The 23,333-nt window shown below is 68.6% G+C and carries 28 protein-coding genes and 1 tRNA gene; 17 read left to right on the top strand and 12 right to left on the bottom strand.

The genetic code is table 11. The features are described 5' to 3' along the window. Window positions 1–35 precede the first annotated feature (35 nt). The 8 genes from NS3_RS12090 (at window position 36) to NS3_RS12060 (ending at window position 8,563) form a co-directional block, all read left to right on the top strand. Complete coding sequence (locus NS3_RS12090; protein WP_067858363.1) at window positions 36–1,253, top strand: CoA transferase; 1,218 nt, start codon at window positions 36–38, stop codon at window positions 1,251–1,253. Further along, entirely contained in the window at window positions 1,250–1,384 is a 135-nt protein-coding gene (locus NS3_RS30345; RefSeq protein ID WP_281205434.1) for a hypothetical protein, read from the top strand. The genes NS3_RS12090 and NS3_RS30345 overlap by 4 nt, the downstream gene beginning before the upstream one ends. Then, entirely contained in the window at window positions 1,381–2,754 is a 1,374-nt protein-coding gene (locus tag NS3_RS12085) for an NAD-dependent succinate-semialdehyde dehydrogenase (RefSeq protein WP_067858359.1), read from the top strand. The genes NS3_RS30345 and NS3_RS12085 overlap by 4 nt, the downstream gene beginning before the upstream one ends. 32 nt (window positions 2,755–2,786) lie before the next feature. Continuing rightward, complete coding sequence (locus NS3_RS12080) at window positions 2,787–4,004, top strand: acyl-CoA dehydrogenase family protein (protein ID WP_084495420.1); 1,218 nt, start codon at window positions 2,787–2,789, stop codon at window positions 4,002–4,004. Beyond that, complete coding sequence (locus NS3_RS12075; protein ID WP_067858356.1) at window positions 3,991–5,217, top strand: CaiB/BaiF CoA transferase family protein; 1,227 nt, start codon at window positions 3,991–3,993, stop codon at window positions 5,215–5,217. Before NS3_RS12080 ends, NS3_RS12075 begins: the two co-directional genes overlap by 14 nt. 192 nt (window positions 5,218–5,409) lie before the next feature. Next, window positions 5,410–6,147 (top strand): 3-oxoacyl-ACP reductase FabG, encoded by a 738-nt coding sequence (fabG, locus tag NS3_RS12070; protein WP_067858353.1) that lies wholly within the window; start codon window positions 5,410–5,412, stop codon window positions 6,145–6,147. Further along, window positions 6,147–7,361, top strand: coding sequence for an acetyl-CoA C-acetyltransferase (locus tag NS3_RS12065; protein WP_067858790.1), 1,215 nt, complete (start codon window positions 6,147–6,149; stop codon window positions 7,359–7,361). The genes fabG and NS3_RS12065 overlap by 1 nt, the downstream gene beginning before the upstream one ends. Beyond that, window positions 7,358–8,563, top strand: coding sequence for an acyl-CoA dehydrogenase family protein (locus NS3_RS12060; RefSeq protein ID WP_067858350.1), 1,206 nt, complete (start codon window positions 7,358–7,360; stop codon window positions 8,561–8,563). The genes NS3_RS12065 and NS3_RS12060 overlap by 4 nt, the downstream gene beginning before the upstream one ends. 164 nt (window positions 8,564–8,727) lie before the next feature. Here NS3_RS12060 and NS3_RS12055 read toward each other — a convergent pair whose 3' ends face one another. The 3 genes from NS3_RS12055 to NS3_RS12045 all read right to left on the bottom strand — a co-directional run bounded on the left by NS3_RS12055 (window position 8,728) and on the right by NS3_RS12045 (window position 9,938). Beyond that, on the bottom strand, window positions 8,728–8,997 hold the full coding sequence (locus NS3_RS12055; RefSeq protein WP_157101288.1) for a hypothetical protein: 270 nt from the start codon (window positions 8,995–8,997) through the stop codon (window positions 8,728–8,730). 110 nt (window positions 8,998–9,107) lie between these two features. After that, window positions 9,108–9,347, bottom strand: a complete 240-nt coding sequence (gene mbp1, locus NS3_RS12050) for a microaggregate-binding protein 1 (protein WP_067858344.1) — start codon at window positions 9,345–9,347, stop codon at window positions 9,108–9,110. Between the two features lie 105 nt (window positions 9,348–9,452). Continuing rightward, window positions 9,453–9,938, bottom strand: a complete 486-nt coding sequence (locus tag NS3_RS12045) for an ArsI/CadI family heavy metal resistance metalloenzyme (protein WP_067858787.1) — start codon at window positions 9,936–9,938, stop codon at window positions 9,453–9,455. Window positions 9,939–10,032: 94 nt separating this feature from the next. On the opposite strand from NS3_RS12045, the gene NS3_RS12040 reads away from it, so the two are divergent. Next, on the top strand, window positions 10,033–10,392 hold the full coding sequence (locus tag NS3_RS12040; RefSeq protein WP_067858341.1) for an Rv2640c family ArsR-like transcriptional regulator: 360 nt from the start codon (window positions 10,033–10,035) through the stop codon (window positions 10,390–10,392). Between the two features lie 81 nt (window positions 10,393–10,473). On the opposite strand, the gene NS3_RS12035 is transcribed toward NS3_RS12040, so the two are convergent. Together NS3_RS12035 and NS3_RS12030 are read right to left on the bottom strand one after the other, a co-directional pair. Beyond that, window positions 10,474–12,609 (bottom strand): catalase, encoded by a 2,136-nt coding sequence (locus NS3_RS12035; protein WP_067858784.1) that lies wholly within the window; start codon window positions 12,607–12,609, stop codon window positions 10,474–10,476. A gap of 127 nt (window positions 12,610–12,736) precedes the next feature. Then, window positions 12,737–13,210 carry a DUF5994 family protein gene (locus NS3_RS12030; protein WP_245649581.1) on the bottom strand — a complete coding sequence of 158 codons (474 nt, stop codon included), beginning with the start codon at window positions 13,208–13,210 and terminating at the stop codon, window positions 12,737–12,739. A 102-nt stretch (window positions 13,211–13,312) separates the two neighbouring features. Here NS3_RS12030 and NS3_RS12025 point away from each other — a divergent pair, with 102 nt between their 5' ends. Further along, window positions 13,313–14,014 (top strand): TetR/AcrR family transcriptional regulator C-terminal domain-containing protein, encoded by a 702-nt coding sequence (locus tag NS3_RS12025; RefSeq protein ID WP_067858781.1) that lies wholly within the window; start codon window positions 13,313–13,315, stop codon window positions 14,012–14,014. 4 nt (window positions 14,015–14,018) lie between these two features. Here the strand turns inward: NS3_RS12025 and NS3_RS29040 are convergent, their stop codons facing one another. After that, the gene (locus NS3_RS29040) at window positions 14,019–14,180 is read right to left on the bottom strand and encodes a hypothetical protein (protein ID WP_157101287.1); all 162 of its coding nucleotides are present in this window, start codon (window positions 14,178–14,180) and stop codon (window positions 14,019–14,021) included. A 234-nt stretch (window positions 14,181–14,414) separates the two neighbouring features. Between NS3_RS29040 and NS3_RS12020 the strand changes: the two genes are divergently transcribed. Then, window positions 14,415–15,614: a fatty acid desaturase family protein gene (locus NS3_RS12020; protein WP_067858335.1), complete on the top strand. Its 1,200-nt coding sequence runs from the start codon at window positions 14,415–14,417 to the stop codon at window positions 15,612–15,614. A 45-nt stretch (window positions 15,615–15,659) separates the two neighbouring features. Here the strand turns inward: NS3_RS12020 and NS3_RS12015 are convergent, their stop codons facing one another. Together NS3_RS12015 and NS3_RS29035 are read right to left on the bottom strand one after the other, a co-directional pair. Next, the gene (locus tag NS3_RS12015; RefSeq protein WP_067858332.1) at window positions 15,660–15,992 is read right to left on the bottom strand and encodes a hypothetical protein; all 333 of its coding nucleotides are present in this window, start codon (window positions 15,990–15,992) and stop codon (window positions 15,660–15,662) included. A gap of 100 nt (window positions 15,993–16,092) precedes the next feature. Further along, the gene (locus tag NS3_RS29035; RefSeq protein WP_157101286.1) at window positions 16,093–16,251 is read right to left on the bottom strand and encodes a hypothetical protein; all 159 of its coding nucleotides are present in this window, start codon (window positions 16,249–16,251) and stop codon (window positions 16,093–16,095) included. Between the two features lie 200 nt (window positions 16,252–16,451). On the opposite strand from NS3_RS29035, the gene NS3_RS12010 reads away from it, so the two are divergent. The 4 genes from NS3_RS12010 to NS3_RS11995 all read left to right on the top strand — a co-directional run bounded on the left by NS3_RS12010 (window position 16,452) and on the right by NS3_RS11995 (window position 19,325). Next, window positions 16,452–17,291, top strand: coding sequence for a glucose 1-dehydrogenase (locus NS3_RS12010; RefSeq protein WP_067858329.1), 840 nt, complete (start codon window positions 16,452–16,454; stop codon window positions 17,289–17,291). Window positions 17,292–17,439: 148 nt separating this feature from the next. Further along, entirely contained in the window at window positions 17,440–18,438 is a 999-nt protein-coding gene (locus NS3_RS12005) for an iron-containing redox enzyme family protein (protein WP_067858326.1), read from the top strand. After that, window positions 18,431–19,129 (top strand): HemK2/MTQ2 family protein methyltransferase, encoded by a 699-nt coding sequence (locus NS3_RS12000; RefSeq protein ID WP_245649580.1) that lies wholly within the window; start codon window positions 18,431–18,433, stop codon window positions 19,127–19,129. The genes NS3_RS12005 and NS3_RS12000 overlap by 8 nt, the downstream gene beginning before the upstream one ends. Continuing rightward, window positions 19,110–19,325 (top strand): CDGSH iron-sulfur domain-containing protein, encoded by a 216-nt coding sequence (locus tag NS3_RS11995; protein ID WP_067858320.1) that lies wholly within the window; start codon window positions 19,110–19,112, stop codon window positions 19,323–19,325. The genes NS3_RS12000 and NS3_RS11995 overlap by 20 nt, the downstream gene beginning before the upstream one ends. A gap of 16 nt (window positions 19,326–19,341) precedes the next feature. Here NS3_RS11995 and NS3_RS11990 read toward each other — a convergent pair whose 3' ends face one another. Further along, window positions 19,342–19,614 carry a LapA family protein gene (locus tag NS3_RS11990; protein ID WP_245649579.1) on the bottom strand — a complete coding sequence of 91 codons (273 nt, stop codon included), beginning with the start codon at window positions 19,612–19,614 and terminating at the stop codon, window positions 19,342–19,344. Next, complete coding sequence (locus tag NS3_RS11985; protein ID WP_067858317.1) at window positions 19,611–19,985, bottom strand: SHOCT domain-containing protein; 375 nt, start codon at window positions 19,983–19,985, stop codon at window positions 19,611–19,613. Before NS3_RS11985 ends, NS3_RS11990 begins: the two co-directional genes overlap by 4 nt. A 216-nt stretch (window positions 19,986–20,201) precedes the next feature. On the opposite strand from NS3_RS11985, the gene NS3_RS11980 reads away from it, so the two are divergent. After that, the gene (locus NS3_RS11980) at window positions 20,202–20,687 is read left to right on the top strand and encodes a CinA family protein (protein ID WP_067858775.1); all 486 of its coding nucleotides are present in this window, start codon (window positions 20,202–20,204) and stop codon (window positions 20,685–20,687) included. 4 nt (window positions 20,688–20,691) lie between these two features. On the opposite strand, the gene NS3_RS11975 is transcribed toward NS3_RS11980, so the two are convergent. After that, the gene (locus tag NS3_RS11975) at window positions 20,692–21,195 is read right to left on the bottom strand and encodes an SRPBCC family protein (protein ID WP_281205495.1); all 504 of its coding nucleotides are present in this window, start codon (window positions 21,193–21,195) and stop codon (window positions 20,692–20,694) included. Window positions 21,196–21,455: 260 nt separating this feature from the next. Here NS3_RS11975 and NS3_RS11970 point away from each other — a divergent pair, with 260 nt between their 5' ends. Continuing rightward, complete coding sequence (locus NS3_RS11970; protein WP_245649577.1) at window positions 21,456–22,775, top strand: MFS transporter; 1,320 nt, start codon at window positions 21,456–21,458, stop codon at window positions 22,773–22,775. Between the two features lie 471 nt (window positions 22,776–23,246). On the opposite strand, the gene NS3_RS11965 is transcribed toward NS3_RS11970, so the two are convergent. Then, window positions 23,247–23,322: transfer RNA gene (locus NS3_RS11965), tRNA-Thr, on the bottom strand. Between the last annotated feature and the right edge of the window lie 11 nt (window positions 23,323–23,333).

Below are 23,333 nucleotides of genomic sequence, written 5' to 3'. Positions count from 1 at the left end.
ACGCAGGCCCCCCGCCCATGCCCGACCAACACAGCATGAGCGCCCCGCGCCCCTTGGCCGGGCTGCGGGTGGTCGAGGTGTCGAGCTTCGTCGCCTCGCCCCTGTGTGGGCTGACCCTCTCCCAGCTCGGCGCGGAAGTCATCCGCGTCGACCCCATCGGCGGCGCGGGCGACAAGAACCGCTGGCCGGTCACCCAGGCGGGCGAGAGCATCTACTGGGCCGGGCTCAATCGCGGAAAGCGGTCGGTCACTTGCGATCTACGCAGTCCCGAGGGCCGGGAACTGGTGCAGCGGCTGATCACCGCGCCGGGCGAGGGCGGCGGCATCCTGGTCACCAATGCCGGCGGCCGAGGCTGGCTGAGCCACGAGACGCTGAGCGCGCTGCGCCCGGATGTCATCACCGTGCAGATCCTCGGCAAGCGCGACGGCAGCGCGGCGGTGGACTACACCGTCAATGCCGCCACCGGCTTCCCGCTCATCACCGGCTCTCCCACCCACGACGGCCCGGCCAATCACGTGCTGCCCGCCTGGGATGTGGCCTGCGGCCTGTACGCGGCGCTGGCCGTCGCGGCGGCGGTGCGCAAGCGTGAGGCGACCGGGCAGGGTTCGGCCGTCGACCTGCCGCTGTCGGACGTCGCGCTCGCCCTCGCCGGTCACCTGAGCTACCTCACCGAGGTGCAGATCAACGGCGTGGAGCGCGAGGCCACCGGCAACGCCGTCTACGGCACCTACGGCAAGGACTTCCGCACCAGCGACGGCGCGCGTTTCATGGTCGTCGCGCTGACACCCCGGCACATGCGCGATCTGGTGCGGGTCACCGGCCGCACCGAGGTGGTCGCGGCGCTGGAATCCTCGCTGGGCGTGGACTTCTCCACCGACGGCGACCGCTACCGCTACCGCGAACTGCTCGACGCGGTGTTCGCCACCTGGTTCGCCGAGCACACCGCCGCCGAGGTCGAGGCCGCGCTGTCGGGCACCTCGGTGCTGTTCGACCGCTACCGCGGTTTCGCCGAGATCGTCGCGGGTGGCGAACTCGCCGACAATCCGCTGTTCAGCCCCCTTGACCAGCCGCGCATCGGCACCTACCTGGCGGCGGGCCTGCCGGCGACGTTCGACGGCAGGCATCTGTCGACCGGCCCCGCGCCCGCGCTCGGCGCCGACGGCGCGGCCGTCGTGCGCGATCTGCTCGGCGCGCCCGACGAGGAGATCGACGCGCTGATCGACGGCGGCCATCTGGGAGTGCCGTCCCCATGAGCGACAGGGTCACGATCGTCGGGCACCCGGCTCCCGAGAAATCGGCCACCCAGAAGGCGGCCACCCAGGAGTGGGCCGCCGAGCAGTCCGCCACCGAGCAGTCCGCCATCGAGAAGAGGGCACAGCTATGAGCGACTACGCCACCACCGATCCGGCAACCGGTGAGGTACTCGCCCGTTTCCCCGAGGCTGCCGACGCCGAGATCGACGACGCCCTCGCCGCGTCGAAGACCGCCTACGACGATTGGCGGCGCGTCCCCAGCCCCGAGCGCGCGGCACTGCTGCGCCGGGTCGCCCGGCTCTACCGCGACAAGTCCGAGAAACTGGCCGCCCTGCTCACCCTGGAGATGGGCAAGCCGATCACCCAAGCCCGCGGCGAGGTCGCGCTCAGCGCCGCGATCTACGAGTACTACGCCGACAATGCCGAAACCTTCCTGGCCGACGAGCCGCTGACCTTCTCCGGGACCGGCACCGCCGTGGTGCGCACCGAGCCGATCGGCCCGCTGCTGGGCGTCATGCCGTGGAACTACCCCTACTACCAGGTGGCCCGCTTCGCCGCGCCGAACCTGGTGCTGGGCAACACGATCCTGCTCAAGCACGCCCAGATCTGCCCGCAGTCGGCCTTGGCCATCGCGGAGGTGTTCGCCGAGGCGGGCGCGCCGGAGTCGGTGTACCGCAATCTGTTCGCGAGCAACGAGCAGGTCGCCCGGATCATCGCCGATCCCCGGGTGCAGGGCGTGTCGCTGACCGGGTCCGAACGCGCCGGCGCGGCGGTCGCGGAGGTCGCGGGCAGACACCTGAAGAAGTACGTGCTCGAACTGGGCGGCTCGGATCCGTTCCTGGTGCTCGACGCCGCCGATCTGGAGCAGACGGTGGCCGCCGCGGTGGGCAACCGGATGGGCAACGCCGGTCAGGCCTGCACGGCCTCCAAGCGCTTCATCGTGCTCGACGAGATCTACGACGAGTTCCTCGACGCGTTCGTCTCCGCCATGCGGGATCAGCGGCCCGGCGACCCCACGGACCCCGCGACGACGTTCGGCCCGCTGTCCTCGCGGCGCGCGCGCGACGATCTCGCCCGCCAGGTGGACGAAGCGGTCGCGCAGGGGGCGACCGTGGCCACCGGCGGGCGGCCCGTCGAGGGACCGGGCGCGTATTACGAGGCGACGGTGCTCACCGACGTCACCCCGGACATGCGCGTCTACCGGGAGGAGCTGTTCGGCCCGGTCGCGGTGGTCTATCGGGTGCCCTCGGTGGACGCGGCGGTGGAACTGGCCAACGACTCGCCCTACGGCCTGGCCGCGGCGGTGTTCGGCGCCGACGCACAGCTGGCGGCCGAGGTCGCCGACCGGCTGGAGACCGGCATGGTGTGGATCAACGGCACCAGCCGCTCGGCTCCCGATCTGCCGTTCGGCGGGGTGAAGCGCTCCGGTGTGGGCCGCGAGCTCTCGCACTACGGCATCGCCGAATTCGCCAACAAGAAGCTGATCCGCAACCCGCGCTGACGGCGAACCCCATTCCAGCAGAGGAGCATTCGATGGCCGCCGACCAGGCCGCCCTGGTGTCGCAGGTGTCCGACCAGGACTTCGCCGACATCCTGGCCCAGACCCGGACCTTCGTCCGCGAGGTGGTGGTGCCGCGCGAACAGGAGATCGCCGACACCGACCGCATCCCCGACGACATCCGCCGCGCCGCCGCCGATATGGGGCTGTTCGGCTACGCGATCCCGCAGAAGTGGGGTGGTCTGGGCTTGAACCTCGCCCAGGATGTCGAGCTGGCGATGGAGTTCGGCTACACCACCCTCGCGTTCCGCTCGATGTTCGGCACCAACAACGGCATCGCCGGCCAGGTGCTGGTCACCTACGGCACCGAGGAGCAGAAGCAGACCTGGCTCGAGCGCATCGCCTCCGGCGAGGTGGTGGCCTCCTTCGCCCTCACCGAACCGGGCGCGGGCTCCAACCCGGCCGGGCTGCGGACCAAAGCTGTTCGCGACGGCGATCGCAGAGGGGGCACTGATTGGGTGATCGACGGCGAGAAACGCTTCATCACCAACGCCCCCTCCGCGGACCTGTTCGTCGTGTTCGCCCGCACCCGCGCGGCCGACTCCGACGGGCCGGGCATCGCGGTGTTCCTGGTCCCCGCCGACACCCCCGGCCTCGAGGTGGGCGTCAAGGACCGCAAGATGGGCCAGGAGGGCGCCTGGACCTCCGACGTGCGCTTCTCCGCTGTGCGCGTGCCGAATTCGGCGCTGGTCGGCGGCAGCGAGGACGTCGGCTACCGGGCCGCCATGGTGTCGCTGACCCGCGGGCGCGTGCACATCGCCGCGCTGGCCGTCGGCGCCGCCCAGCGCGCTCTCGACGAATCCGTCGCCTACGCCGCCACCGCCACCCAGGGCGGCTCCGCGATCGGCGATTTCCAGCTGGTCCAGGCCATGATCGCCGACCAGTACACCGGCGTGCTGGCCGGTCGCGCCCTCGTTCGCGACGTCGCCGCCCGCTATGTCTCCGGCGAGGACCGCCGCGTCGGTCCGTCGGCGGCCAAGCTGTACTGCACCGAGATGGTCGGCCGGGTCGCCGATCTGGCGGTGCAGATCCACGGCGGCACCGGCTACATGCGCGATGTCGCCGTCGAGCGCATCTACCGCGACGTTCGCCTGCTGCGTCTCTACGAGGGCACCAGCGAGATCCAGCGGCTCATCATCGGCGGTCAGCTGGTGAAGCAGGCCAAACGGGAGGCGACCGGTGGGCAGCGCTGATACCGGCCACCCCGGCGCGGCAACGGATTCGGGCGAACTGCCACTCGCGGGGGTGACCGTCGTCAGCCTCGAACAGGCCGTCGCCGCGCCGATGGCCAGCCGCCACCTGGCCGATTTCGGCGCCAGGGTCATCAAGGTGGAACGGGTCGGCGAAGGCGATTTCGCCCGCAACTACGACGCCGCCGTGCACGGCCTGGCCTCGCATTTCGTCTGGCTCAACCGCGGCAAGGAATCCATCGCCCTCGACCTCAAGGACGACCGCGGCCGCAAGCTGCTGCGCGAGTTGATCTCCCGCGCCGACGTGTTCATCCAGAACCTCGCGCCCGGCGCCGCCGCGCGGCTGGGCTTCGGCGCCGACGAGCTGCGCCGCGAGCAGCCCGGACTGATCGTGGTCAACATGAGCGGCTACGGCACCGACGGCCCGTACCGCGACCGCAAGGCCTACGACATGCTCATCCAGGCCGAGACCGGTCTGTGCTCGATCACCGGCACCCCCGAGACCGCGACCAAAACCGGTGTGCCCTCGGCCGATATCGCCTCGGGCCTCTACGCGCTGTCGTCCATCCAGGCCGCGCTGTTCCGCCGCGAGCGCACCGGGAAAGGCGCCACCATCGAGATCGCCATGTTCGACGCCACCGTCGAATGGCTCGGCCACTCCATGTACATGCAGATGTACCAGGACACACAGGTCCAGCGCATGGGCCTGTCGCACGCCTCGATCGCCCCCTACGACGCCTACCCGACCGCCGACGGCCGGATCCTCATCGGCGTACAGAACGATCGCGGTTGGCGCGCCCTGGTCACCGACGTGTTCGGCGTCCCCGAGCTCGCCGACGACCCGCGCTTCGTCACCAATATCGAGCGGGTCCGCCACCGCGCGGAGGTCGACGCCGCCGTCGCCGAGCAGACCCGCCGCTTCGCCACCCGGGAGCTCGACGAGCTGCTGGCGAAGTTCGGTATCCCCGCCGCGCAGCTCAACGACATGAGGGGCCTGATCGCGCACCCGCAACTGTCCGCGCGCGACCGCTGGCGCGAGGTCGGCACCGAAGCCGGGCCGATCCGCGCGGTGCTGCCGCCGATGACGTTCTCCGACGTGGAGATGCGCATGGACCCGGTGCCCGCGCTCGGCGAACAGACCGACGCGGTGTTGATCGAACTCGGCAGCACGCCGGAAGAGATCGAGAGCCTGCGCGAAGAGGGAGTGGTGCAGTGACTCTCCCTCGCCGGGGTCGGGCCGAGGCGTCGTGCCGGGCCAGGGTACTGGCATCCCGGCGACGTCGCGCCATGGCATCGGCACAGAGTCACGCGAAGTCACAACGTCCGCCCGGTGCGCATTCCGCGCGCAGGACGACCGACAGGGGCCGTGCACACACCGGCCCGCAGACACGAACGGATCGGAGCTGATATGGGCTTGCTGGAGGGTCGGGTGGCCGTGGTCACCGGAGCGGCCCAGGGAATCGGGCTGCACATCGCGCGCCGCTTCGTCGCCGAGGGCGCCAAGGTCGCCATCGGTGACATCAACGACGAAGCAGGCGCGGCGGCCGTCGCCGAACTCGGCGGCGAATCGGTGGCCGCCTACGCGCACTGCGATGTCCGCGACGCCGGGCAGATCCAGGCGCTGATCGAGACCGCCGAGCGCTTCGGCCCGCTCGGGGTGTTCGTCAACAACGCGGGCCTGACCCGCGACGCCACCATGCGCAAGATGACCGAGGACGATTTCGACGCCGTCATCGCCGTCCACCTCAAGGGCACCTGGAACGGCACCCGCGCGGCCGCCGACCGGATGCGCGAACACGGGCGCGGCGCCATCGTCAACATCTCCTCGCTCTCGGGCAAGATCGGCCTGCCCGGCCAGACCAACTACTCGGCCGCCAAGGCGGGCATCGTCGGTCTCACCAAGGCCGCGGCCAAGGAGGTCGCGTTCAAGAACGTGCGCGTCAACGCCGTGCAGCCCGGCCTGATCCGCACCGCCATGACCGAGGCCATGCCCCAGAAGGTGTGGGACCAGAAGATGGCCGAGATCCCGCTGGGCCGTGCGGGCGAACCGGATGAGGTCGCCGACGTGGTGCTCTTCCTGGCCTCCGATCTGTCCTCCTATATGACCGGTGCCGTTCTGGAAGTCACCGGCGGGAGGTTCATGTGATGCGTGACGTGGTGATCTGCGAACCGGTTCGCAGTCCGATCGGCCGTTTCGGCGGCTCCCTGTCGAGTCTGTCGGCCGCCGACCTGGGCGAGACCGTGCTGCGCGGCCTGCTCCAGCGCACCGGCCTCGCCCCGGGCGCGGTCGAGGACGTCATCCTCGGCAACTGCTACCCCAACAGCGAGGCCCCCGCCATCGGCCGCGTGGTGGCGCTCGATGCCGGGCTGCCGGTGACCGTGCCCGGTATGCAGGTCGACCGCCGCTGTGGGTCGGGCCTGCAGGCCGTCTTGCAGGCGGGCATGCAGATCGCCACCGGCGTCAACGACGTGATCGTGGCCGGCGGCGTGGAGAGCATGAGCAATGTCGTCTTCTACGCCACCGACATGCGGTTCGGTGTCAAAGGCCCGTCCGTGAGCCTGCACGACGGGCTGGTCCGCGGCCGGATCACCGCGGGCGGCCGGGATTACCCGGTGGCGGGCGGCATGCTCGAGACCGCCGAGAACCTGCGCCGTGAGTACAACATCGGTCGCACCGAACAGGACGAGTTGGCCGTCACCTCGCATCAGCGTGCGGTCGCCGCCCAGACTTCCGGGGTGTTCGCCGAGGAGATCGTGCCGGTCACGGTGAAGTCCCGGCGCGGGGAGATCGTCGTCGACACCGACGAGCATCCGCGCGCCGACTCCACCTCGGCGAAGCTGGCGACGTTGAAGCCGGTGCTGGCCGCCGAGGATCCGGAAGCCACTGTCACCGCGGGCAATTCCAGCGGCCAGAACGACGCCGCCGCGCTGTGCGTGGTCACCCATCCCGAACGCGCGGCCGAACTCGGCTTGCGACCGATCGCGCGGCTGGTGTCCTGGGGCGTGGCGGGCGTGGCGCCCAAGATCATGGGCATCGGCCCGGTCCCGGCCACCCAGGCTGCCCTCGACCGGGCCGGTCTGAAACTCGCCGACATCGATCTGATCGAACTCAACGAGGCCTTCGCCGCCCAGGTGCTCGCCTGCACCCGCGAATGGGGCTTCGGCGACAGCGATTTCGAGCGTCTCAACGTGCACGGCTCCGGCATCTCGCTGGGCCATCCGGTCGGCGCCACCGGCACCCGCATGATCGCCACCATGACCAGGGAGATGCAGCGCCGCGACGCCCGCTACGGCCTGGTCACCATGTGCATCGGCGGCGGTCAGGGCCTGGCCGCCATCTTCGAGAAGGTCGGCTCGTGACCCGCCTGGCCCGCACCGCCGGGCTCACCGAGGTCCAGACCGACATCCTGGCCACCGTGCGCGCGTTCGTCGACCGCGAGATCATCCCGAACGCGCAGGAACTCGAACACTCCGACACCTATCCCACCGACATCGTCGAACGGATGAAGGAGATCGGCCTGTTCGGCATCACGATCGGCGAGGAATACGGCGGCCTCGGCGAATCCCTGCTCACCTACGCGCTCGTGGTCGAGGAGATCGCCCGCGGCTGGATGAGCGTGTCCGGCGTGATCAACACCCATTTCATCGTCGCGCACATGATCTCCCGGCACGGCACCGAGACCCAGAAGGCGCACTACCTGCCGAAGATGGCCACCGGCGAGATCCGCGGCTCGTTCTCCATGTCCGAACCCGATCTCGGTTCCGACGTGGCCGCCATCAAGACCCGCGCCACCCGCACCGACGAGGGCTACACCATCGACGGCGCCAAGATGTGGCTCACCAACGGCGCCACCTCCAACCTCACCGCCGTGCTCGTGAAAACCGATCTCGGCGCCGGGTCGCACAACGAGGACAAACCGCACAAGAACCTCACCACCTTCCTGATCGACAAGCCCGAGGGCACCGGCGAGGTGCTGCCCGGCCTCACCATCCCCGGCAAGATCGACAAGATGGGCTACAAGGGCGTCGACACCACCGAGGCGCTCTTCGACGGCTTCCGCGTCGGCGCCGACGCCATCCTCGGCGGCGAACCCGGCAAGGGCTTCTCGCACATGATGGACGGCATCGAAGTCGGCCGCGTCAATGTCGCCGCCCGCGCCTGCGGCATCGCCGTGCGCGCCTTCGAACTGGCCATCGGCTACGCCCAGCAGCGCTCCACCTTCGGCAAGCCGATCGCCGAGCACCAGGCCATCGCCTTCAAACTCGCCGAAATGGCGACGAAGGTCGAAGCGGCGCATCTGATGATGGTGAACGCCGCCCGCGCCAAGGATTCCGGCGAACGCAACGACGTCGTCGCGGGCATGGCCAAGCTCATCGCCAGCGAATACTGCGCCGAGGTCACCCAGGAAGCCTTCCGTATCCACGGCGGCTTCGGTTACTCCAAGGAAGCCGAGATCGAACGCCTCATGCGCGAGGCTCCGTTCCTGCTCATCGGCGAAGGCACCAGCGAGATCCAGAAGACGATCATCAGCAAGGGCCTGCTCCGCGAATACCGCCTCTGAACCGGACAGCCGAATGCCCGCCACGGTTCTCGTGGCGGGCATCGCCTGAGAGTGTCATCTCCAGCCGACCGGAACGGCCTCGAGATGGGATCGAATACCTGGACTACGCGGGGTGATCCCCAGGTGCTGTCGCGCAGCCGGATCGGGTGCCGCTGCGGGACTGATCAGTCCGGCGGCTCCTGCACCACGCCGGGCACTTCGCCGATGCTGCTCTGGTCGACTTCGGCGCTACCGGGGCCGAGGTCGTGGGCGGGGCGGCGATCTTGTGCGGCCTCTTTCCTCGCCTCGTTCGGGTCCGTCGTCGGTTCGTCTTCGCGGGCCCGCTCGGCGCGGGCCAGTTCCTGGCGCAGGCGGTCGGCGTTGACCCGGTCACCCGCGTCCTCGGCGGTGGTGATGTCTTGATGAAGTTGGGCGATCACGTCTCGGGAAACCATGAATCCTCCTCGATCAACCCTGGTGTCGGGCTCGGCCCGGCTCGGGGCAAGGACGGCGGGCCGCCGACAGGGTCTGTCGGCGGCCCGCTCGAATCCAGCCGGTGGCCGGGTCAGTCCTGGTGCGAAGCCTGACGTGCCTCGTCGACGTCGGCCTTGGCGCGCGCCTTCTCGGCCGCGGCCTCTTTCTCCGCCGCCTTACGCTGCGACTCGGCCTTGTCCTGCTGGGCGCGGCCTTCCTCGGCGAGATCATGCTTGCCGGTCACCGCCCCCGCGGCTTCCTTGGCCTTGCCTTTGACGTCCTCGACGACGCCTTCCACGCCTTCGCTGATACCGCTGGTGTGTTCTGGCATCTGTCCTCCTAGATAGTTAGGACCCTGACAACAGATGCCTACCCGGCCTCGCGGTTCCCAATCGGACGCCGCCGTGAGAGCCGGATCACTGCGGCGTCCGAAGGGTCAGCAGCAGGAGGAGGCGGCGGGCTCCGGCTTGTCGGCGGAAGCCTGCGCGGTGCCGCAGCAGACGCCGCCCTCGGCGGTCGCGGGATCGTCGAGATGCTGCGGACTCGAACCGAAGGTCTCCGAATCGGCGAGCACCGTGTAGACCTCCCACTTCTCCCCCGCGGGCCCGGTCACCCACACCTTGTCCTGGGTGGCGAAGCAACACGTGGTGCCGATCTCCTCCTCGGTGAACAGCCCTTCCTCGGTGAGGCGAGCGATCTCCTCGTGCACCTTCGCCGAGGACTCCACCTCGACCCCCAGATGATTGATGGTGCCGCCCTTGCCGGGATTCTCGAGCAGGACCAGCTTCAGCGGCGGGTCCGCGATCGCGAAATTGGCGTAACCCGGCTTCAGTTTCGCGGGCTCGGTGCCGAAGAGCTTCGAGTAGAACGTGACCGCGGTCTGCAGGTCGTCGACGTTGAGTGCGAGTTGTGTGCGTGACATGACGTCCTCCAGGGTGTGTGACATATGTCGAATGGGTACGCGTTCAGCCTTCCACCTTTTCGACATATGTCAACAAGGTGGATAGGATCGGATCATGCCCAAGGCGCTGCCCGTCCTCGACCTCTCCGCTCCCGTCTGCTGCGCCCCGGTCTCCGCGGCGCCGATGGCCGACGAGGCAGCACTGGAGATCGCCTTGCGGCTCAAGGCCCTGGCCGACCCGGTCCGGATCAAGCTCATGTCGATCCTGCTCACCACCGACGACGGGGAGGTCTGCACCTGCGATCTCGCCACCGGCGTCGGCCTGGCCGAATCCACCGTCAGCCATCACCTCGGACAGCTGCGGAAAGCCGGCATGGTGGCTTCGGAGCGTCGTGGCATGAACGTCTTCCACCGCGCCCGGCGCGAGGCCCTCGACGCCCTGCGCCTGGTCCTCGACCCCAACTGCTGCACCTGACTGTTCGCTCGGCACTCCTGCGTCCCTACGGGCACGGCAACGGGGCCGACGACGTTCTCGTCGGCCCCGTCGACGGACAGGTCAGGAGGTCAGCTGAGCGGCCCGCGACCACACCCGGTGTTCGGGCAGCGCCTCGGCGATGAGCGCGAACGCCGATTCGATGCCGGACGCGGCCTCGATACCGTCGAAGCCGTCCGCGATTCCGGCCGTGCGCAGCGCCGCCTCGCCCGCCGGGGTGTAGACGACGACCTTGAGGTGACGGTGCGCTTCCTGCAGCAGGACCGTGAGTTTCGGGTCCGGCAACGTCGCGGCGAGGAGAACGGCATCGAATTCGATGGAGCGCGCGGTGTCGAGGGTGCGTGAGATCGGGACCGTGTGCTTCCCGGAGCCGAGTTCGCCACCGTGCGCGGCGATGACCAGCGGAGTCATCGAACTGTCGAAGATCTTCTCGATCGTCGCCGTCAGATCCTTGGCGTCGGTGTCGTCGTCGGCGACGATGCCGATGATCCGCCCCTCGGCGGGCCAGCTGCCGCGAACCTGCGCCAGCGCCTCGGAGGTCGTGGCCTCGCCTCCGGCCGCCGCGTCGCCCGCCACGGTGAGCCCGAGATTTCCGGCGACGGTCTGCGCGAGTTGTTCGTCGATATTGCGCAGCACATCCACCGTGCGCTGTTTGATCGCCTTCTCGTAGCACTTCCCGAGTTCGAAGCTGTAAGCCTCGGCGACGTGCTGTTTTTCGATCTCGGTGAGGCTGGCGTAGAACAGGCGCGCGCCGCTGAAATGGTCGTCGAAACTCGCGGGCGCCTCCCTGACCTTGACACCCTCGACCGGCGCGGGGAATTCGATCAGTTCCTCGCCCGGCCGCGCGGTGAACGGGCAGCCGCCGTCGAGACTGTTCGGGTGGTAGGGCGCCACGCCCGCGTGCACGGCGGTCTGATGCATGCCGTCGCGGAGCATGTCGTTGATCTCCGTATGCGGCCGATTGATCGGCAATTGCGCGAAATTCGGGCCGCCGAGGCGCGAGATCTGGGTGTCGAGGTAGGAGAACAGCCGTCCCTGCAGGAGCGGGTCGTTGGTGAAATCGATACCGCGCACCACATGACCGGGATGGAAGGCGACCTGCTCGGTCTCGGCGAAAAAATTGGTGGGATTCGCGTTCAGCGTCATCGTGCCGATGACCTGGACGGGTGCGAGTTCCTCCGGGACGAACTTGGTGGGGTCGAGCAGATCGATCCCTTCGAACATCTGGTCTTCGTTGTCGGGGAACACCTGCACCCCGAGATCCCATTCCGGGTAGGCGCCCGCTTCGATGGCGTCGGCCAGATCCCGGCGATGGAAGTCCGGGTCCACGCCCGCGGCGATCTGCGCCTCTTCCCACAGCAGCGAGTGCACACCCAGCTTGGGCTTCCAATGCAGTTTCACCAGAACGGTTCCGCCGTCGGCATTCACGAATCGGAAGGTGTGGACGCCGAAGCCTTCCATCATCCGGAAGGACCGCGGAATGCCGCGATCGGACATGTTCCACAGCGTGTGCGCGGTGGCCTCGGTGTGCAGCGAGACGAAATCCCAGAAGGTGTCGTGGGCGCTCTGGGCCTGCGGAATCTCGCGATCCGGATGAGGTTTCGCGGCGTGGACGACATCGGGGAACTTGATGGCGTCCTGGATGAAGAACACCGGAATGTTGTTGCCGACCAGATCCCACACGCCGTCGTCGGTGTAGAACTTGGTGGCGAAGCCGCGGGTGTCGCGGACGGTGTCGGCCGAACCACGCGAGCCGAGCACGGTGGAGAACCGTACGAAAACCGGTGTCTGCTTGCCCTTCTGGAAAACCGACGCGCACGAGATGGTCTCGGCCGCGCCGTTGGCGACGAACACGCCGTGCGCCGCGGCGCCACGGGCGTGCACGACCCGCTCCGGAATCCGCTCGTGATCGAAATGGGTGATCTTCTCGCGCAGGTGATGGTCCTGCAGCAGCACCGGCCCGCGCGGGCCTGCCTTGAGGGAATGATCCGTATCGGCGATCCGCGCGCCCTGCGCCGTGGTGAGGAACGCGCCCTGCTGGGCTCGCGCCCCCGCCGGCTGCTCGACGGTCTTCCCGGTGGGGGTCACCGGCGCAGGCGCACGCTGATCGGGTTTCGGCGCCACGGGCTCCCTGGGGTCGGTCGGTTCGGTCGGCTGGGCCGGTTCCGAGGAGGGCACTCCCGGCGGCATCTTCGACATCGTCACACCTCTCTACCAGTTCCCTGGACACATTGGGCGGCCGGGCGCGATGCCCGGCCGATCGACGCAGAGAGGCACTACCCGGTTCGATGCGGCGCAATCAGCCGGTGATCACCGTGAGGACGGGTCAGTCCGCGGCGGTCCACGGGATGTCCGGGGCGGTCCCGAGCAACTCCCGCATGCGTTGGTCGGCCAGCTCGGGCGGGGTGTCGGCCGCGATGACGAACAGGTCCAGCTGCGCACCCTGCCGACCGGACAGACGGATGACATCGGCGGACTGATCGGCGTCGGGGCCGGTGACCTCGATGCCGTCCTCGCGATCGATACGGCGCTGATTCGCGCTGAAGACGTTCCAGTCGAAGGAGATCCGGGCAATGGGCCCCAGCTGCGGAGTCACCGCGCTCACCAGGTCGTGGAGTTCGGAGGTGAGATTGTCGGTTCGCGGCCACCAGGCGCCGTCGACCAGGCCGAGCGAGTCCTCGGGGCTGCTCAGCAGCACCCTGGGGGTGCGGGTGGGGCTGCCGAACGGCTGCGCGACGGAAGAGACGGCCGATCCCTCGCGTGTCTCGACATGGCTGGGGACGGGGCTGGTTCCGGTCACGGTGTCACTACCTTCCTTGTTCTTTCAGTAGACGTCACCGGGGTCGGTATGTCAACGTTGTAGACCTACGTCGCAACGAGGTCAGGAGTCACCGTGGTGAAGATGCCCGCCGAGCGAAGCCGCCGGCGAACGGGCGAGGATCGGCGGGGCGAAGCCCCGGTGACCAGGGATGCCGTGCTGGCCGCGGCATTGGCGATCATCGACCGGGACGGCATCGACGGACTGTCCATGCGACGGCTGGCCGAGGCGGTCCGGCGCGACCCGATGGTGATCTACCGGCACCTGCCGAACAAGGCGGCGGTGCTCGACGGCGTCGCCGAGATCATCCTCGCGCGCCTGCGAGTCGATCCGTCGGATCCGGACTGGGCAGAGCAGCTCAGGACGGTCGCCCGCGATTTCCGGCGGCTGGCGCTCGAGCACCCCAACGCGGTCCCGCTGCTGGTGACGCGGCCGTTGGCCACCCCCCTCGGCCTGCGACCGCACGCGGTGGTGCGGCCGGTGGAAGACATTCTCGCGCTGCTGACCCGCGCGGGATTCTCCGGAGTCGACGCGCTGCACATCTACCGCGCCGTCTTCGGCTTTCTCTACGGCCATGTGCTCAACGAACTGCAGGAGGTCGTCGAGCGGCCGGACGAGACCGACGAGGTGCTGCGCCTGGGCCTGTACCGTCTGCCGATCGGCGAATTCCCGCTGCTGCGCGGCCTCGCTGCGGCGCTGGCCGCCTACGACGGGGCGGCCGAGCTGGAACGAGGGCTGGACATCCTGCTCGCCGGCCTCGGGGGCCCGGCGGGCGAGCACCGCTGACCGATCAGCGACCGGCGTCCCCGCCGTCGGTATCCCACCGCTGGTGCGCCGCGCGATCCGCGACACCGACAGCCGCCCGCACCGCCACCTGTTCCCTGTCCTGCGCGGGCTTTCCGTCTGGGTCGGGGTCACGATCGAGAATCACGGAGTCTTCGTGCCGCGTCATGACCGGCACTCCTCTCACCGCCGCGCGAACGGCCGCTCGGCTCGTCTCCGCGGTACCGTTCACATGTTGGCCTACAGTTCAACTCTACGCTGTAGATAATCGGCGGCCGCGGCCTCTACGCTGGGAGTACAGGGCTTATAGATACCGCCTGCCGTGTCGCGCTCGCATGGTATTCGCACACGGCGGTTCGTTGGATCGGCGTCGGCGAAACGAGGCAGAAAACGAGGTCGGAGCATGGCAATCACCCGGGTCGCGGCATACGCCCATCTGAGCGACGAGGACATCGAAGCCTTCGGCGCGGAACTCGACCGCATTCGCGCCGAAGTGACCGCGAGCCGGGGCAGCCGGGACGCGCGCTACATCCATCGCACGATCGCGTTCCAGCGCTGCCTCGAAGTCGCGGCCCGGTTGACCATCGGCCTCACCCGCAAGCGTTCGGGCTGGGCAGCGGGTACGGCGATGCTCGCGCTGGCCAAGAGCGTGGAGAACATGGAGATCGGCCACAACGTCGGGCACGGCCAGTGGGACTGGATGAACGATCCCGAAATCCATTCCGGCACCTGGGAATGGGACATGGTCGGCGCCTCCGCGCAATGGCGCTATTCGCACAACTATCGCCATCACGTCTTCACCAATGTGGTGGGCATGGACGACGACGTCGGCTTCGGTGTGCTGCGGGTGACCCGCGACGAGCCGTGGCGGCTCGAGCATCTGTTCCAGCCGCTGCGCAATATCGTGCTCGCGCTGTTCTTCGAATGGGGAATCGCGCTGCACGACCTGTACTCCGAGCACGAACGCGTCGGCACCGCCACCGGCAAGGCAGCGGAAACCCGCGCGCTCGCGGTCAAGGTCGCGCGTCAGATGGGCAAGGACTACCTGCTGTTTCCCGCCCTGAGTGGTCGTCGGTGGCGGCGCACACTGACAGCCGACATCTGCGCGAACCTCGTTCGCAACGTGTGGGCCTATGTCGTGATCTTCTGCGGCCATTTCCCCGACGGAGCCGAGAAATTCGCGCCGTCGGTGCTCGAACACGAGACCAAGGGGCAATGGTATCTGCGCCAGTTGCTCGGCTCCGCGAATTTCCGTGCGGGTCCGGTGCTGGCATTCCTCAGCGGACACCTCAGTCACCAGATCGAGCACCACCTGTTCCCCGATCTGCCCTGCAACCGCTACCCGGAGATCGCGATCGAGGTACGGGAATTGTGCGCGCGCTACAACCTGCCGTACACCACGGGATCACTTCTGCGGCAGTACCTGCTTGCCCTGCGCACCATCCACAAGCTGGCCCTGCCGGACAGACTGCTGATCGCCACCTCCGACGACGCACCCGAGACCGCTTCGGAGAAGAAGTTCGCCCTCGGCGGCACGACCGGCCCGGCGGAGGGGCCGGACTCCACCGTCCGCGCCGGCCTGCTCACCGCCATGCGGCGGTGAGCGGCCCGGTCCCACCGACCTGCGATCGACCCGGCGGACCGGCGATCAGTGCCCGGCCTGATCGGTCAGGGAAAGCCCTTCCTTCGCCTTGACCCGGCGATGTTCGAGCAGGATCCAGGCCGAGCCGCCGAGCAGGCCGACCGCGCACACCACCGCGCCGATGATCACCCACCCGCCGAATCCGTAGGCGGCCGCGGTCAAGGTCAGTCCGAGCGCGACGATGCCCAGCGCGAACATGATGATGCCGGGAAGGTTGTAGCTGTCTTCGATGCCCTCGCCCGCGTGGCTGCGCGAGGTACGGGCATGGTCCGGGAAACCCTCGTTGCCAGGGGGGACGGAGGCACGGTTGGGGTCGTTGGTCGCTCCGAGATCTGACATAGCGCATCTCCTTCGAACTGTTCCGCCGTATCTCCGGTCTTGACCGTTTCGAACAGGGCAAACCGTGCGGGCGGAAAATCCTCGTCACAATCGCTCGGGCCTACACGACGGCCAGGACCAGGCTCGCGGCGACGACGAGGGTGATCCACAGCGCCATGACGGCGTAGCCCGAGCGCCACGTGCCGAAGCATTCGGCCACCTCTTCGTGCCTGGCGATTCGGGAGTTCGCATTTCGGGTGGTCATGGTGGAGGCGTTCATCAGATCATCTCCTCGGTGTCGAAACCCGGCACGCTTGTGTCCTGTCACGGCGATACCCGAATATCCACGGCGCCAACAGATCCGCTGCGCGATTCGTGGTGGCTCCGGTCACTCCCGGCTGTGCGCCGGCCGCCGCGGCCATTCCGGTTGAGCGCCCGTATGCGGGGTAGGACCGGTGCAACGTCGCAGAGGAGGACACCATGGGTTTTCCCGAACAACAGCAGAAAGTGCCCGGTGTGCAGTCGCGGATGTCGCCGGTGCCCGATTGCGGAGAGCACAGTTACCGAGGGTCGGGGAAAATGACCGGCAAGTCCACGGTGATCACCGGCGCCGACAGCGGTATCGGCCGCGCCGTGGCGATCGCTTTCGCGCGCGAGGGCGCGGACGTGCTGATTTCCTACCTCGACGAGGACGAGGACGCGAAGGAGGTCGCCACGCTGGTCGAGCAGGCGGGTCGGCGCGCAGTCCTGGTTCCGGGTGATCTCGCCGATCCCGCGCACGGCCGCGCTGTCGTCGACCGCGCGGTCCAGGAATTCGGGAAGATCGACGTCCTGGTCAGCAATGCGGCCTATCAGATGACCCACGAGACGATCGAAGAGATCAGCGACGAGGAATTCGACTACACCTTCAAGGTGAATGTCGGCGCCTACTTCTCCCTGGTGAAGGCGGCGCTGCCGCACATGCCCGCGGGCGGGTCCATCATCGGCAGCTCCTCGGTGAACTCCGATATGCCTTCCCCGACGCTGGCGCCTTATGCCGCCACCAAGGCGGCCATCGCGAACTTCTCGGCCAGCCTCGCGCAATTGCTCGGTGAGCGCGGAATTCGTGTCAACAGCGTCGCGCCCGGCCCGATCTGGACACCGCTCATTCCCTCCACCATGCCCCCGGAGAAGGTCTCCGGCTTCGGTGACGACGTGCCGCTCGGCCGGGCCGGTCAGCCCGCGGAACTGGCCCAGACCTACGTGCTGCTGGCCTCCGACGACGGCAGTTACATCTCCGGTGCGCGTATCGCCGTCACCGGCGGGCGACCGATCCTCTGAGCGGACTCGCAAGCCCCCGCCACCGGGCCGGGCCGGGTGGATGCGCCCGCTACTGCCGTGACCACCGTTTTCGCCCGTTTCGCCACGCTGTCGCCGGGTATTGCCCGACCAGTTTGCATGATCACATTCTTCGGCAGGGGGATTCCCGATGACCATCGCCGTTGCCTCGCCGCCGACGCTCCCGGCCGCGCGGGGCCCGCTCTCGGATGCCGTTATCGGTCTGCTCGGTCGATCCCCCGGGGCGGCGGTGCCGCGGATGGAGACGGCCGACCCCTTCGGCGACGACCTGCAGCTGGCCCTGCATACCTGCTATGAGCTGCACTACCAGGGTTTCCCCGACGTCGATCCCGGATGGGAATGGGATCCGGGCCTGCTGGGCCTGCGCGCGGAGATGGAACGGGTGTTCCTGGCGGCCCTGCGCGCGGCGGTCCCCGGCGGCGACGATCTGGACCACGAGCTGGAGCAGCTGCTCGTCGTCCCCGATGAGCCGTCCGGGACCAGCGCATTCCTGCTCGAGCACGGCCAGTGGTGGCAGGTGCGCGAGTACTTCGTGCACCGCTCGATCTATCACCACAAGGAAGCCGATCCCTATGCCTGGGTCATCCCGCGGTTGCGCGGCCAGGCCAAGGCCTCGCTGGTGGCGGTCGAGTTCGACGAGTTCGGCGGCGGCCATGGCGACCGCGTGCACGCGCAGCTGTATGCCGATCTGCTGGCGGGGGCTGGGCTGGATCCGGGGTATCTGCACTACCTGGACGATGTCGGCGCGCCGATGCTGGCCCTGGTCAACATGATGTCGTTGTTCGGCCTGCACCGCGTGCATCGCGGCGCGCTGGTCGGGCATTTCGCGAGCGTCGAGATCACCTCGCCACCCGGCTCCAAGCGGATGGTCGAGGCCCTGCGCCGGTTCGAGGCCGCCCCGGCGTGCGTGCGGTTCTTCGCCGAACACGTGGAAGCCGATGCGGTTCACGAACAAGTCATGCGCACCGGCGTCATCGGCGACCTGCTCGCCAGGGAGCCCGACCTGCGTGCCTCGGTGACCTTCGGGATCCAGGTCACGAATTTCCTCGAGGACCGCTTCGCCGATCACGTGCTCGAGGCCTGGCGAGCCGGTCGCAGTTCGCTGCGTGAAGGAGCGATCGATGCATAACCCGCTGCACATGCACAACCCCCTGCGCATCCCCCGGCGAACTCTGCTGCGTCCCCCGGGGGTCTATCCGCCGCAAGCCGACACCTGGCTGCTGGCGCACGCCCTGGCCGAAGCGGGCATTCCGCGCGGCGCACACGCTCTCGACGTCTTCACCGGTACCGGCGCGCTCGCGATCGCCGCCGCGCGGATCGGCGCGGCGACGGTCACCGCCGTCGACATCTCGCGCCGCGCAACCGCCGCGGCCTGGGTGAACCTGCACCTGCGCGGCGTCTCCGCCGAGGTCCACTGCGGGGATTTCGCCTCGGTCTTCGGCCGTCGCCCCTACGACCTGGTAGTCGCCAATCCGCCCTACGTCCCCGCCCCGCACGACACCCCGGTCGGCGCCGCCCGCGCCTGGGACGCCGGCGCGGACGGTCGCGCATTACTGGATCGGTTCTGCGCGCTGGTGCCCTCGGCGCTCGCGCCACGCGGCACCGCCCTCATCGTGCACTCGGCCCTGTCGGACCCCGATCGGACCATCGACGCGCTCCGCGAGCACGGCTTGAAGACCGCGGTGGTCGCCCGCGCGACCGTCCCGTTCGGACCGGTCCTGCGAGCACGCGCGGCCTGGCTGTCGGCGACCCGTCGCATCGACCCCACGACCGATACCGAGGACTTGGTGGTGATCCGCGGTGACCGCATCCGACGATGACCGCACGCGGATGACCTTCACCGCCGACGGCCCAGCCCTGGTCGAAGGGCCGCTGGACCTGGTCACCGCCGACGGGCGAACGATCCGCTGCGACCGGTTCCTGGTGGCCGTCTGCCTGTGCCACCGGTCGAAGATCTATCCGCTGTGCGACACCAGCCATCGGCGCCGCAAACGGAGCACCAGATCGCCCGGGTGACGCTCGGCGGCGACCCTCAGCGGGTGCGGCGGTGGGTGGTGAGCAGCCCGATGAGCCATCCGATCGCGAACACCACCAGCAAGATCAGCCACATCGGCGACCGCACGGTGATCAGCAGGAATTCGATCTCGACCTCGGTGCGGTTGGCGAAGATGAACACCAGCGTGAGCACGGCCAGCGCGAGCGCCAGCCACTGGTTCAGCGACACCCGGGCGAGCAGCGAGGGCTTTTCCGCCTGCTCCGGCGCCGCGTGCCTGGCCTCGGACTTCCGTCCGGTCCACCCACTCACGCGAGCGCCTTGGCCTTCAACACTTCGAACTCCTGCTCGGAGATCGAGCCTTCGGCCAGCAGGCGCTTGGCATCGGCGATCTGAGCGGCCGGGCTGGTGCCCGCCGTCTCCCGGATGTAGGCCTGCTGTTCGGACTGCCACGTTTGCGCCTGCGCCATCGCGCGTTCCTGCATCCCCTTGCCGCGAACGATCACGTACACCAGCGAGGTGAGCAGCGGAAGCACGAAGAGGAACACGATCCACACCGCCTTCGCCCAGCCGGAGGTCTCGCTGTCCCGGAAGAGGTCGGCGATGATGTGGAACAGCAGCAGCAGGTAGGCGATGAACGCGAAGCTCACCACGATCAGCCACAGCACTTCCCAGAACGACATGGCGCACCTCGGTGATGTCGATGGAACATCGCGGGTCGGCGACTGCGTCCACGGTATGGCCGGGTGCGGCGGGCCGGGATCACCCGATCCGGGTGAAGCCCGGCCGCGCGACCCGGATTGAACCGCGCCGGTCCGGGTATCACCCGGCCCGTCGGCACGCCCCTCGGACAGCGGGGTTCGGCCGACCGCGACACCGAGAACCGGAAGGACAGACGCATGGCCGGGGCCGATTCGCTCGCCGAAGAACTCGCCGACATCGCAACGCGCGCAGACCTGACGATCGCCGTCGCCGAATCGCTGACCGCGGGCAATCTCGCCGCCGCACTCGGAGCGGCGCCGAACGCGGGCGAGTGGTTCCGCGGCGGTGTGGTGGCCTACTCGCGTTACGTCAAACATCAGGTTCTCGACGTGCCACTCGGGCCGGTCGTCTGCCGGACGGCGGCCGAGGCGATGGCCGGCGGGGTCAGGAAGATGATGGACGCCACGCTGAGCGTCGCTGTCACCGGCGCGGGCGGCCCCGACCCGCAGGACGGCCACGAGCCCGGATCGGTGTGGTTCGCCGTCGCGACCGAAGGGTCGTGCGAGGCCGCACACCGGAAGTTCGACGGCGAGCCCGGAGACGTACTCGAACAGACCATCCGACACGCGCTGCGCCTACTGCTCGCCGAGGCCGGAAAGCTGTCGGCGCAGCACGGGAGCTGAGCGCTCAGCCCGGCTCGTGCGGTGCATCGCCGCCTCGTCCTCCGGGATCGCCTGTTGTACCAGCACGGTCCCGGCTGCCGGAACTCCGACTCACCACGATATCGGCCAAGCGCTGCAACGATTCCCGGTTGCGTGGCGCCAGCATCAGATACTGCACCCGGCCCGGCAACACCCGGCCGGGGCCTTCGCTTGCGCATTCGGCCATCCGGATCTCGGTGCCGCCGTTCCCGTCCGGCCGCAGGTCGAGCCGGACCCGCGCCACCCCGAGCGGCCACGACCGAGCCCGCAATTCGAGCAGCCTCGGCTTGTCCATGCCGACCACCTCGGTGTAATCGTGCAGCGTCAGGGGCCACGGCCCCACGCCGTGATGGATCCGGGAACCGACGGCGGGCCATCCGTCTTCGACATCGCGGATATGCGAAGCCCCCACCACCCACAATCCGTAACACCAACCATCCGAGAGGACGTCGAACACCTCTTCCGGCGGCACCGGCACCGTGACAGCCACCTCCCCCGGGTAATCCTCGTCGGCGGGCTTTCCCGAGCGATGGAGCAGATCTCCGAGCGTGCTGAACAGCATGTCTCCGGCCTCCTCGATTCCGACCGCGCCACGCCTGGCACGGGGCCGACCGGAACTACCCGGCCCGCCTCGTCTCAAACGCGGCCGTGGAAGCCGGTGCCGACACCCGGGCCGGCGTTGCGCGCACCAGGACGGTCACGTCGCATTCCCGCCGGTAACACGGTTCGTGCGTACTTACGGTCGATCGAGTGCGAATTGATACCGATACCGAGGCTCCTGCCACTGCCCGGCTCCGCGGGCCCGTCATCCTGTTCATGTCGGTCGCGGCTGCCCTCGGCACGTCGACCATCTACCCGATGCAGCCCGCGATCGCGGACGTTGCGGACACATTGGGTACGCAGATCACTGCCGTCGGGATCACGCTCGCTTGCGGGCCCATCGGCTACATGGTCGGCCTCGGTCTTCTTGTGCCACTGGTCGACCGCTTCGCCCCTGGGCGCGTCCTCGCCGCTCAGTTCGGCATCCTTGCGTGTGCGCTTGCGGCCAGCGCCGCCGTTGGCACCGTCACCTTGCTGGGTCCGGTAGTCGGCCTGGTCGGAGCATGTTCGGCGGTCGGAGCCGCTCTGAGCTCGGTCGCGGGCCGTCTGGCTCCACCACAGCGGCGGGCAACGGTCCTGGGGATGGTGACCGCCGGCATCTCGGTCGGCATCCTTGCCGGTCGGACTCTGGGCGGGTGGCTCGCAGACGAGCTCGGCTGGCGCGGGATGCTGCTCGTGTTCGCTGCTGCCTGCGGCCTCGTCGCCGTGTGTTGCCTGGTGGCGCTCCCCACAGCACCCGGCAACACCGAGCGCGGCTACCTTTCCACCCTGCGTTCCCTGCCCGGCTTGTTCGTCCACCACGCGATCCTGCGCGTGGCCGCTCTCCGTGGTTTCCTGTGGTATTTCGCGTTCTGCGCGGTGTGGGCCGGCATCGCCGTGGCTCTCTCCGAGCCCCCGTACTCCTACTCGGCCGAACGGATCGGCCTGTACGCACTGGCGGGCCTCTCTGGCATCCTGGCCACGCAGATCGCGGGCGCGCGGACCGACCGCGATGGTGCTCGCCGAGTGATCCTCGTCGGCCTCGTCCTGGCGGGACCGGCCGCGGCCGTCGCGGGCTTCGGCCTCGCGAACACGTTCGTGACACTGGTCTGCCTGGCGGTCTTCGACGCGGGGTTGTTCGCTGCCCAGGTAGCCAACCAGAGCACCGTCCTGGCGCTCGATCCCTGCGCACCCGCCCGCTTCAACAGTGCCTACATGCTGGTCTACTTCGTCGGCGGCAGCCTCGGAACCGCGTTCGGTGCCACGGCAGTCGCGTGGTTCGGGTGGCCGGCCACCGCTCTGATCACCGCGGCAGCCATCGGCGTCGCCGCAATGATCACCGTCTTCGCACGAGTGACACCCGTGGGTGCAGCGCCCGATGACATCCGATATGTCCAGCAGTCCGCTACACGCAGGCCACCGGGAGGCCCATCGGATCACCAGGAAGGACCGAGGTACCAGTCGTCAGGCACTTCAGCAGGACCCGGGTGAGGTCCAGCGCGGCGGAACCGATGACAGTATCGAGGTTCACGTCCACAGCGGGATCCGCCGTCACCGGCGCGGCCGAGGCCATTGCGGGGGAAAAGCCCATCGACAACGTAACACCGACCGCCACAATGATTTTCGATGCCATTCGGGGCATTTCGCCGCCTTTCCTACGCTGACTCGCGACGAGCCAACAATAGTCAGGGGCCGTAAGTTCGGAATGCCCCGATTTCCAATGGCAACACTTCCTCGGAAGGACGCGAAACGAGCTGAGAAGGGCAAGGCCCGCTGCTGGGCACTGACTCCGGCCCAGCGCTGCGGGCAGTATCCGAGTTACCGGCACTCTGCGCGCACGATCCTGCGTGTTCTGCGGGCAGCGCTGCAAGACGCGGTGGCCGGTATGGACGGATTGTTTCGGGACGGAGGGTGACTGTCGTCAAGAACCGTAGTCACCGGCCCGAAACCGAGGGAAGAACGTGGAGCCGCCTGGGGGAATCGAACCCCCGACCTTTTCATTACGAGTGAAGCGCTCTACCGACTGAGCTAAGGCGGCGTGCCTTTCGG

It is taken from the genome of Nocardia shimofusensis NBRC 100134 (assembly GCF_001613125.1).
GTDB classification, from domain to species: Bacteria; Actinomycetota; Actinomycetes; order Mycobacteriales; family Mycobacteriaceae; genus Nocardia; species Nocardia shimofusensis.
This window is presented reverse-complemented; position numbering and strand designations above follow the sequence as displayed.

Bases quoted from the DNA above. Each gene is read 5' to 3' on its own strand.
- NS3_RS12090 (WP_067858363.1), top strand. From the start codon at position 36: ATGAGCGCCCCGCGCCCCTTGGCCGGGCTGCGGGTGGTCGAGGTGTCG.
- NS3_RS30345 (WP_281205434.1), top strand. From the start codon at position 1,250: ATGAGCGACAGGGTCACGATCGTCGGGCACCCGGCTCCCGAGAAATCG.
- NS3_RS12085 (WP_067858359.1), top strand. From the start codon at position 1,381: ATGAGCGACTACGCCACCACCGATCCGGCAACCGGTGAGGTACTCGCC.
- NS3_RS12080 (WP_084495420.1), top strand. From the start codon at position 2,787: ATGGCCGCCGACCAGGCCGCCCTGGTGTCGCAGGTGTCCGACCAGGAC.
- fabG (WP_067858353.1), top strand. From the start codon at position 5,410: ATGGGCTTGCTGGAGGGTCGGGTGGCCGTGGTCACCGGAGCGGCCCAG.
- NS3_RS12065 (WP_067858790.1), top strand. From the start codon at position 6,147: ATGCGTGACGTGGTGATCTGCGAACCGGTTCGCAGTCCGATCGGCCGT.
- NS3_RS12055 (WP_157101288.1), bottom strand. From the start codon at position 8,997: ATGGTTTCCCGAGACGTGATCGCCCAACTTCATCAAGACATCACCACC.
- mbp1 (WP_067858344.1), bottom strand. From the start codon at position 9,347: ATGCCAGAACACACCAGCGGTATCAGCGAAGGCGTGGAAGGCGTCGTC.
- NS3_RS12045 (WP_067858787.1), bottom strand. From the start codon at position 9,938: ATGTCACGCACACAACTCGCACTCAACGTCGACGACCTGCAGACCGCG.
- NS3_RS12040 (WP_067858341.1), top strand. From the start codon at position 10,033: ATGCCCAAGGCGCTGCCCGTCCTCGACCTCTCCGCTCCCGTCTGCTGC.
- NS3_RS12035 (WP_067858784.1), bottom strand. From the start codon at position 12,609: ATGTCGAAGATGCCGCCGGGAGTGCCCTCCTCGGAACCGGCCCAGCCG.
- NS3_RS12025 (WP_067858781.1), top strand. From the start codon at position 13,313: ATGCCCGCCGAGCGAAGCCGCCGGCGAACGGGCGAGGATCGGCGGGGC.
- NS3_RS29040 (WP_157101287.1), bottom strand. From the start codon at position 14,180: ATGACGCGGCACGAAGACTCCGTGATTCTCGATCGTGACCCCGACCCA.
- NS3_RS12020 (WP_067858335.1), top strand. From the start codon at position 14,415: ATGGCAATCACCCGGGTCGCGGCATACGCCCATCTGAGCGACGAGGAC.
- NS3_RS12015 (WP_067858332.1), bottom strand. From the start codon at position 15,992: ATGTCAGATCTCGGAGCGACCAACGACCCCAACCGTGCCTCCGTCCCC.
- NS3_RS29035 (WP_157101286.1), bottom strand. From the start codon at position 16,251: ATGAACGCCTCCACCATGACCACCCGAAATGCGAACTCCCGAATCGCC.
- NS3_RS12010 (WP_067858329.1), top strand. From the start codon at position 16,452: ATGGGTTTTCCCGAACAACAGCAGAAAGTGCCCGGTGTGCAGTCGCGG.
- NS3_RS12005 (WP_067858326.1), top strand. From the start codon at position 17,440: ATGACCATCGCCGTTGCCTCGCCGCCGACGCTCCCGGCCGCGCGGGGC.
- NS3_RS12000 (WP_245649580.1), top strand. From the start codon at position 18,431: ATGCATAACCCGCTGCACATGCACAACCCCCTGCGCATCCCCCGGCGA.
- NS3_RS11985 (WP_067858317.1), bottom strand. From the start codon at position 19,985: ATGTCGTTCTGGGAAGTGCTGTGGCTGATCGTGGTGAGCTTCGCGTTC.
- NS3_RS11980 (WP_067858775.1), top strand. From the start codon at position 20,202: ATGGCCGGGGCCGATTCGCTCGCCGAAGAACTCGCCGACATCGCAACG.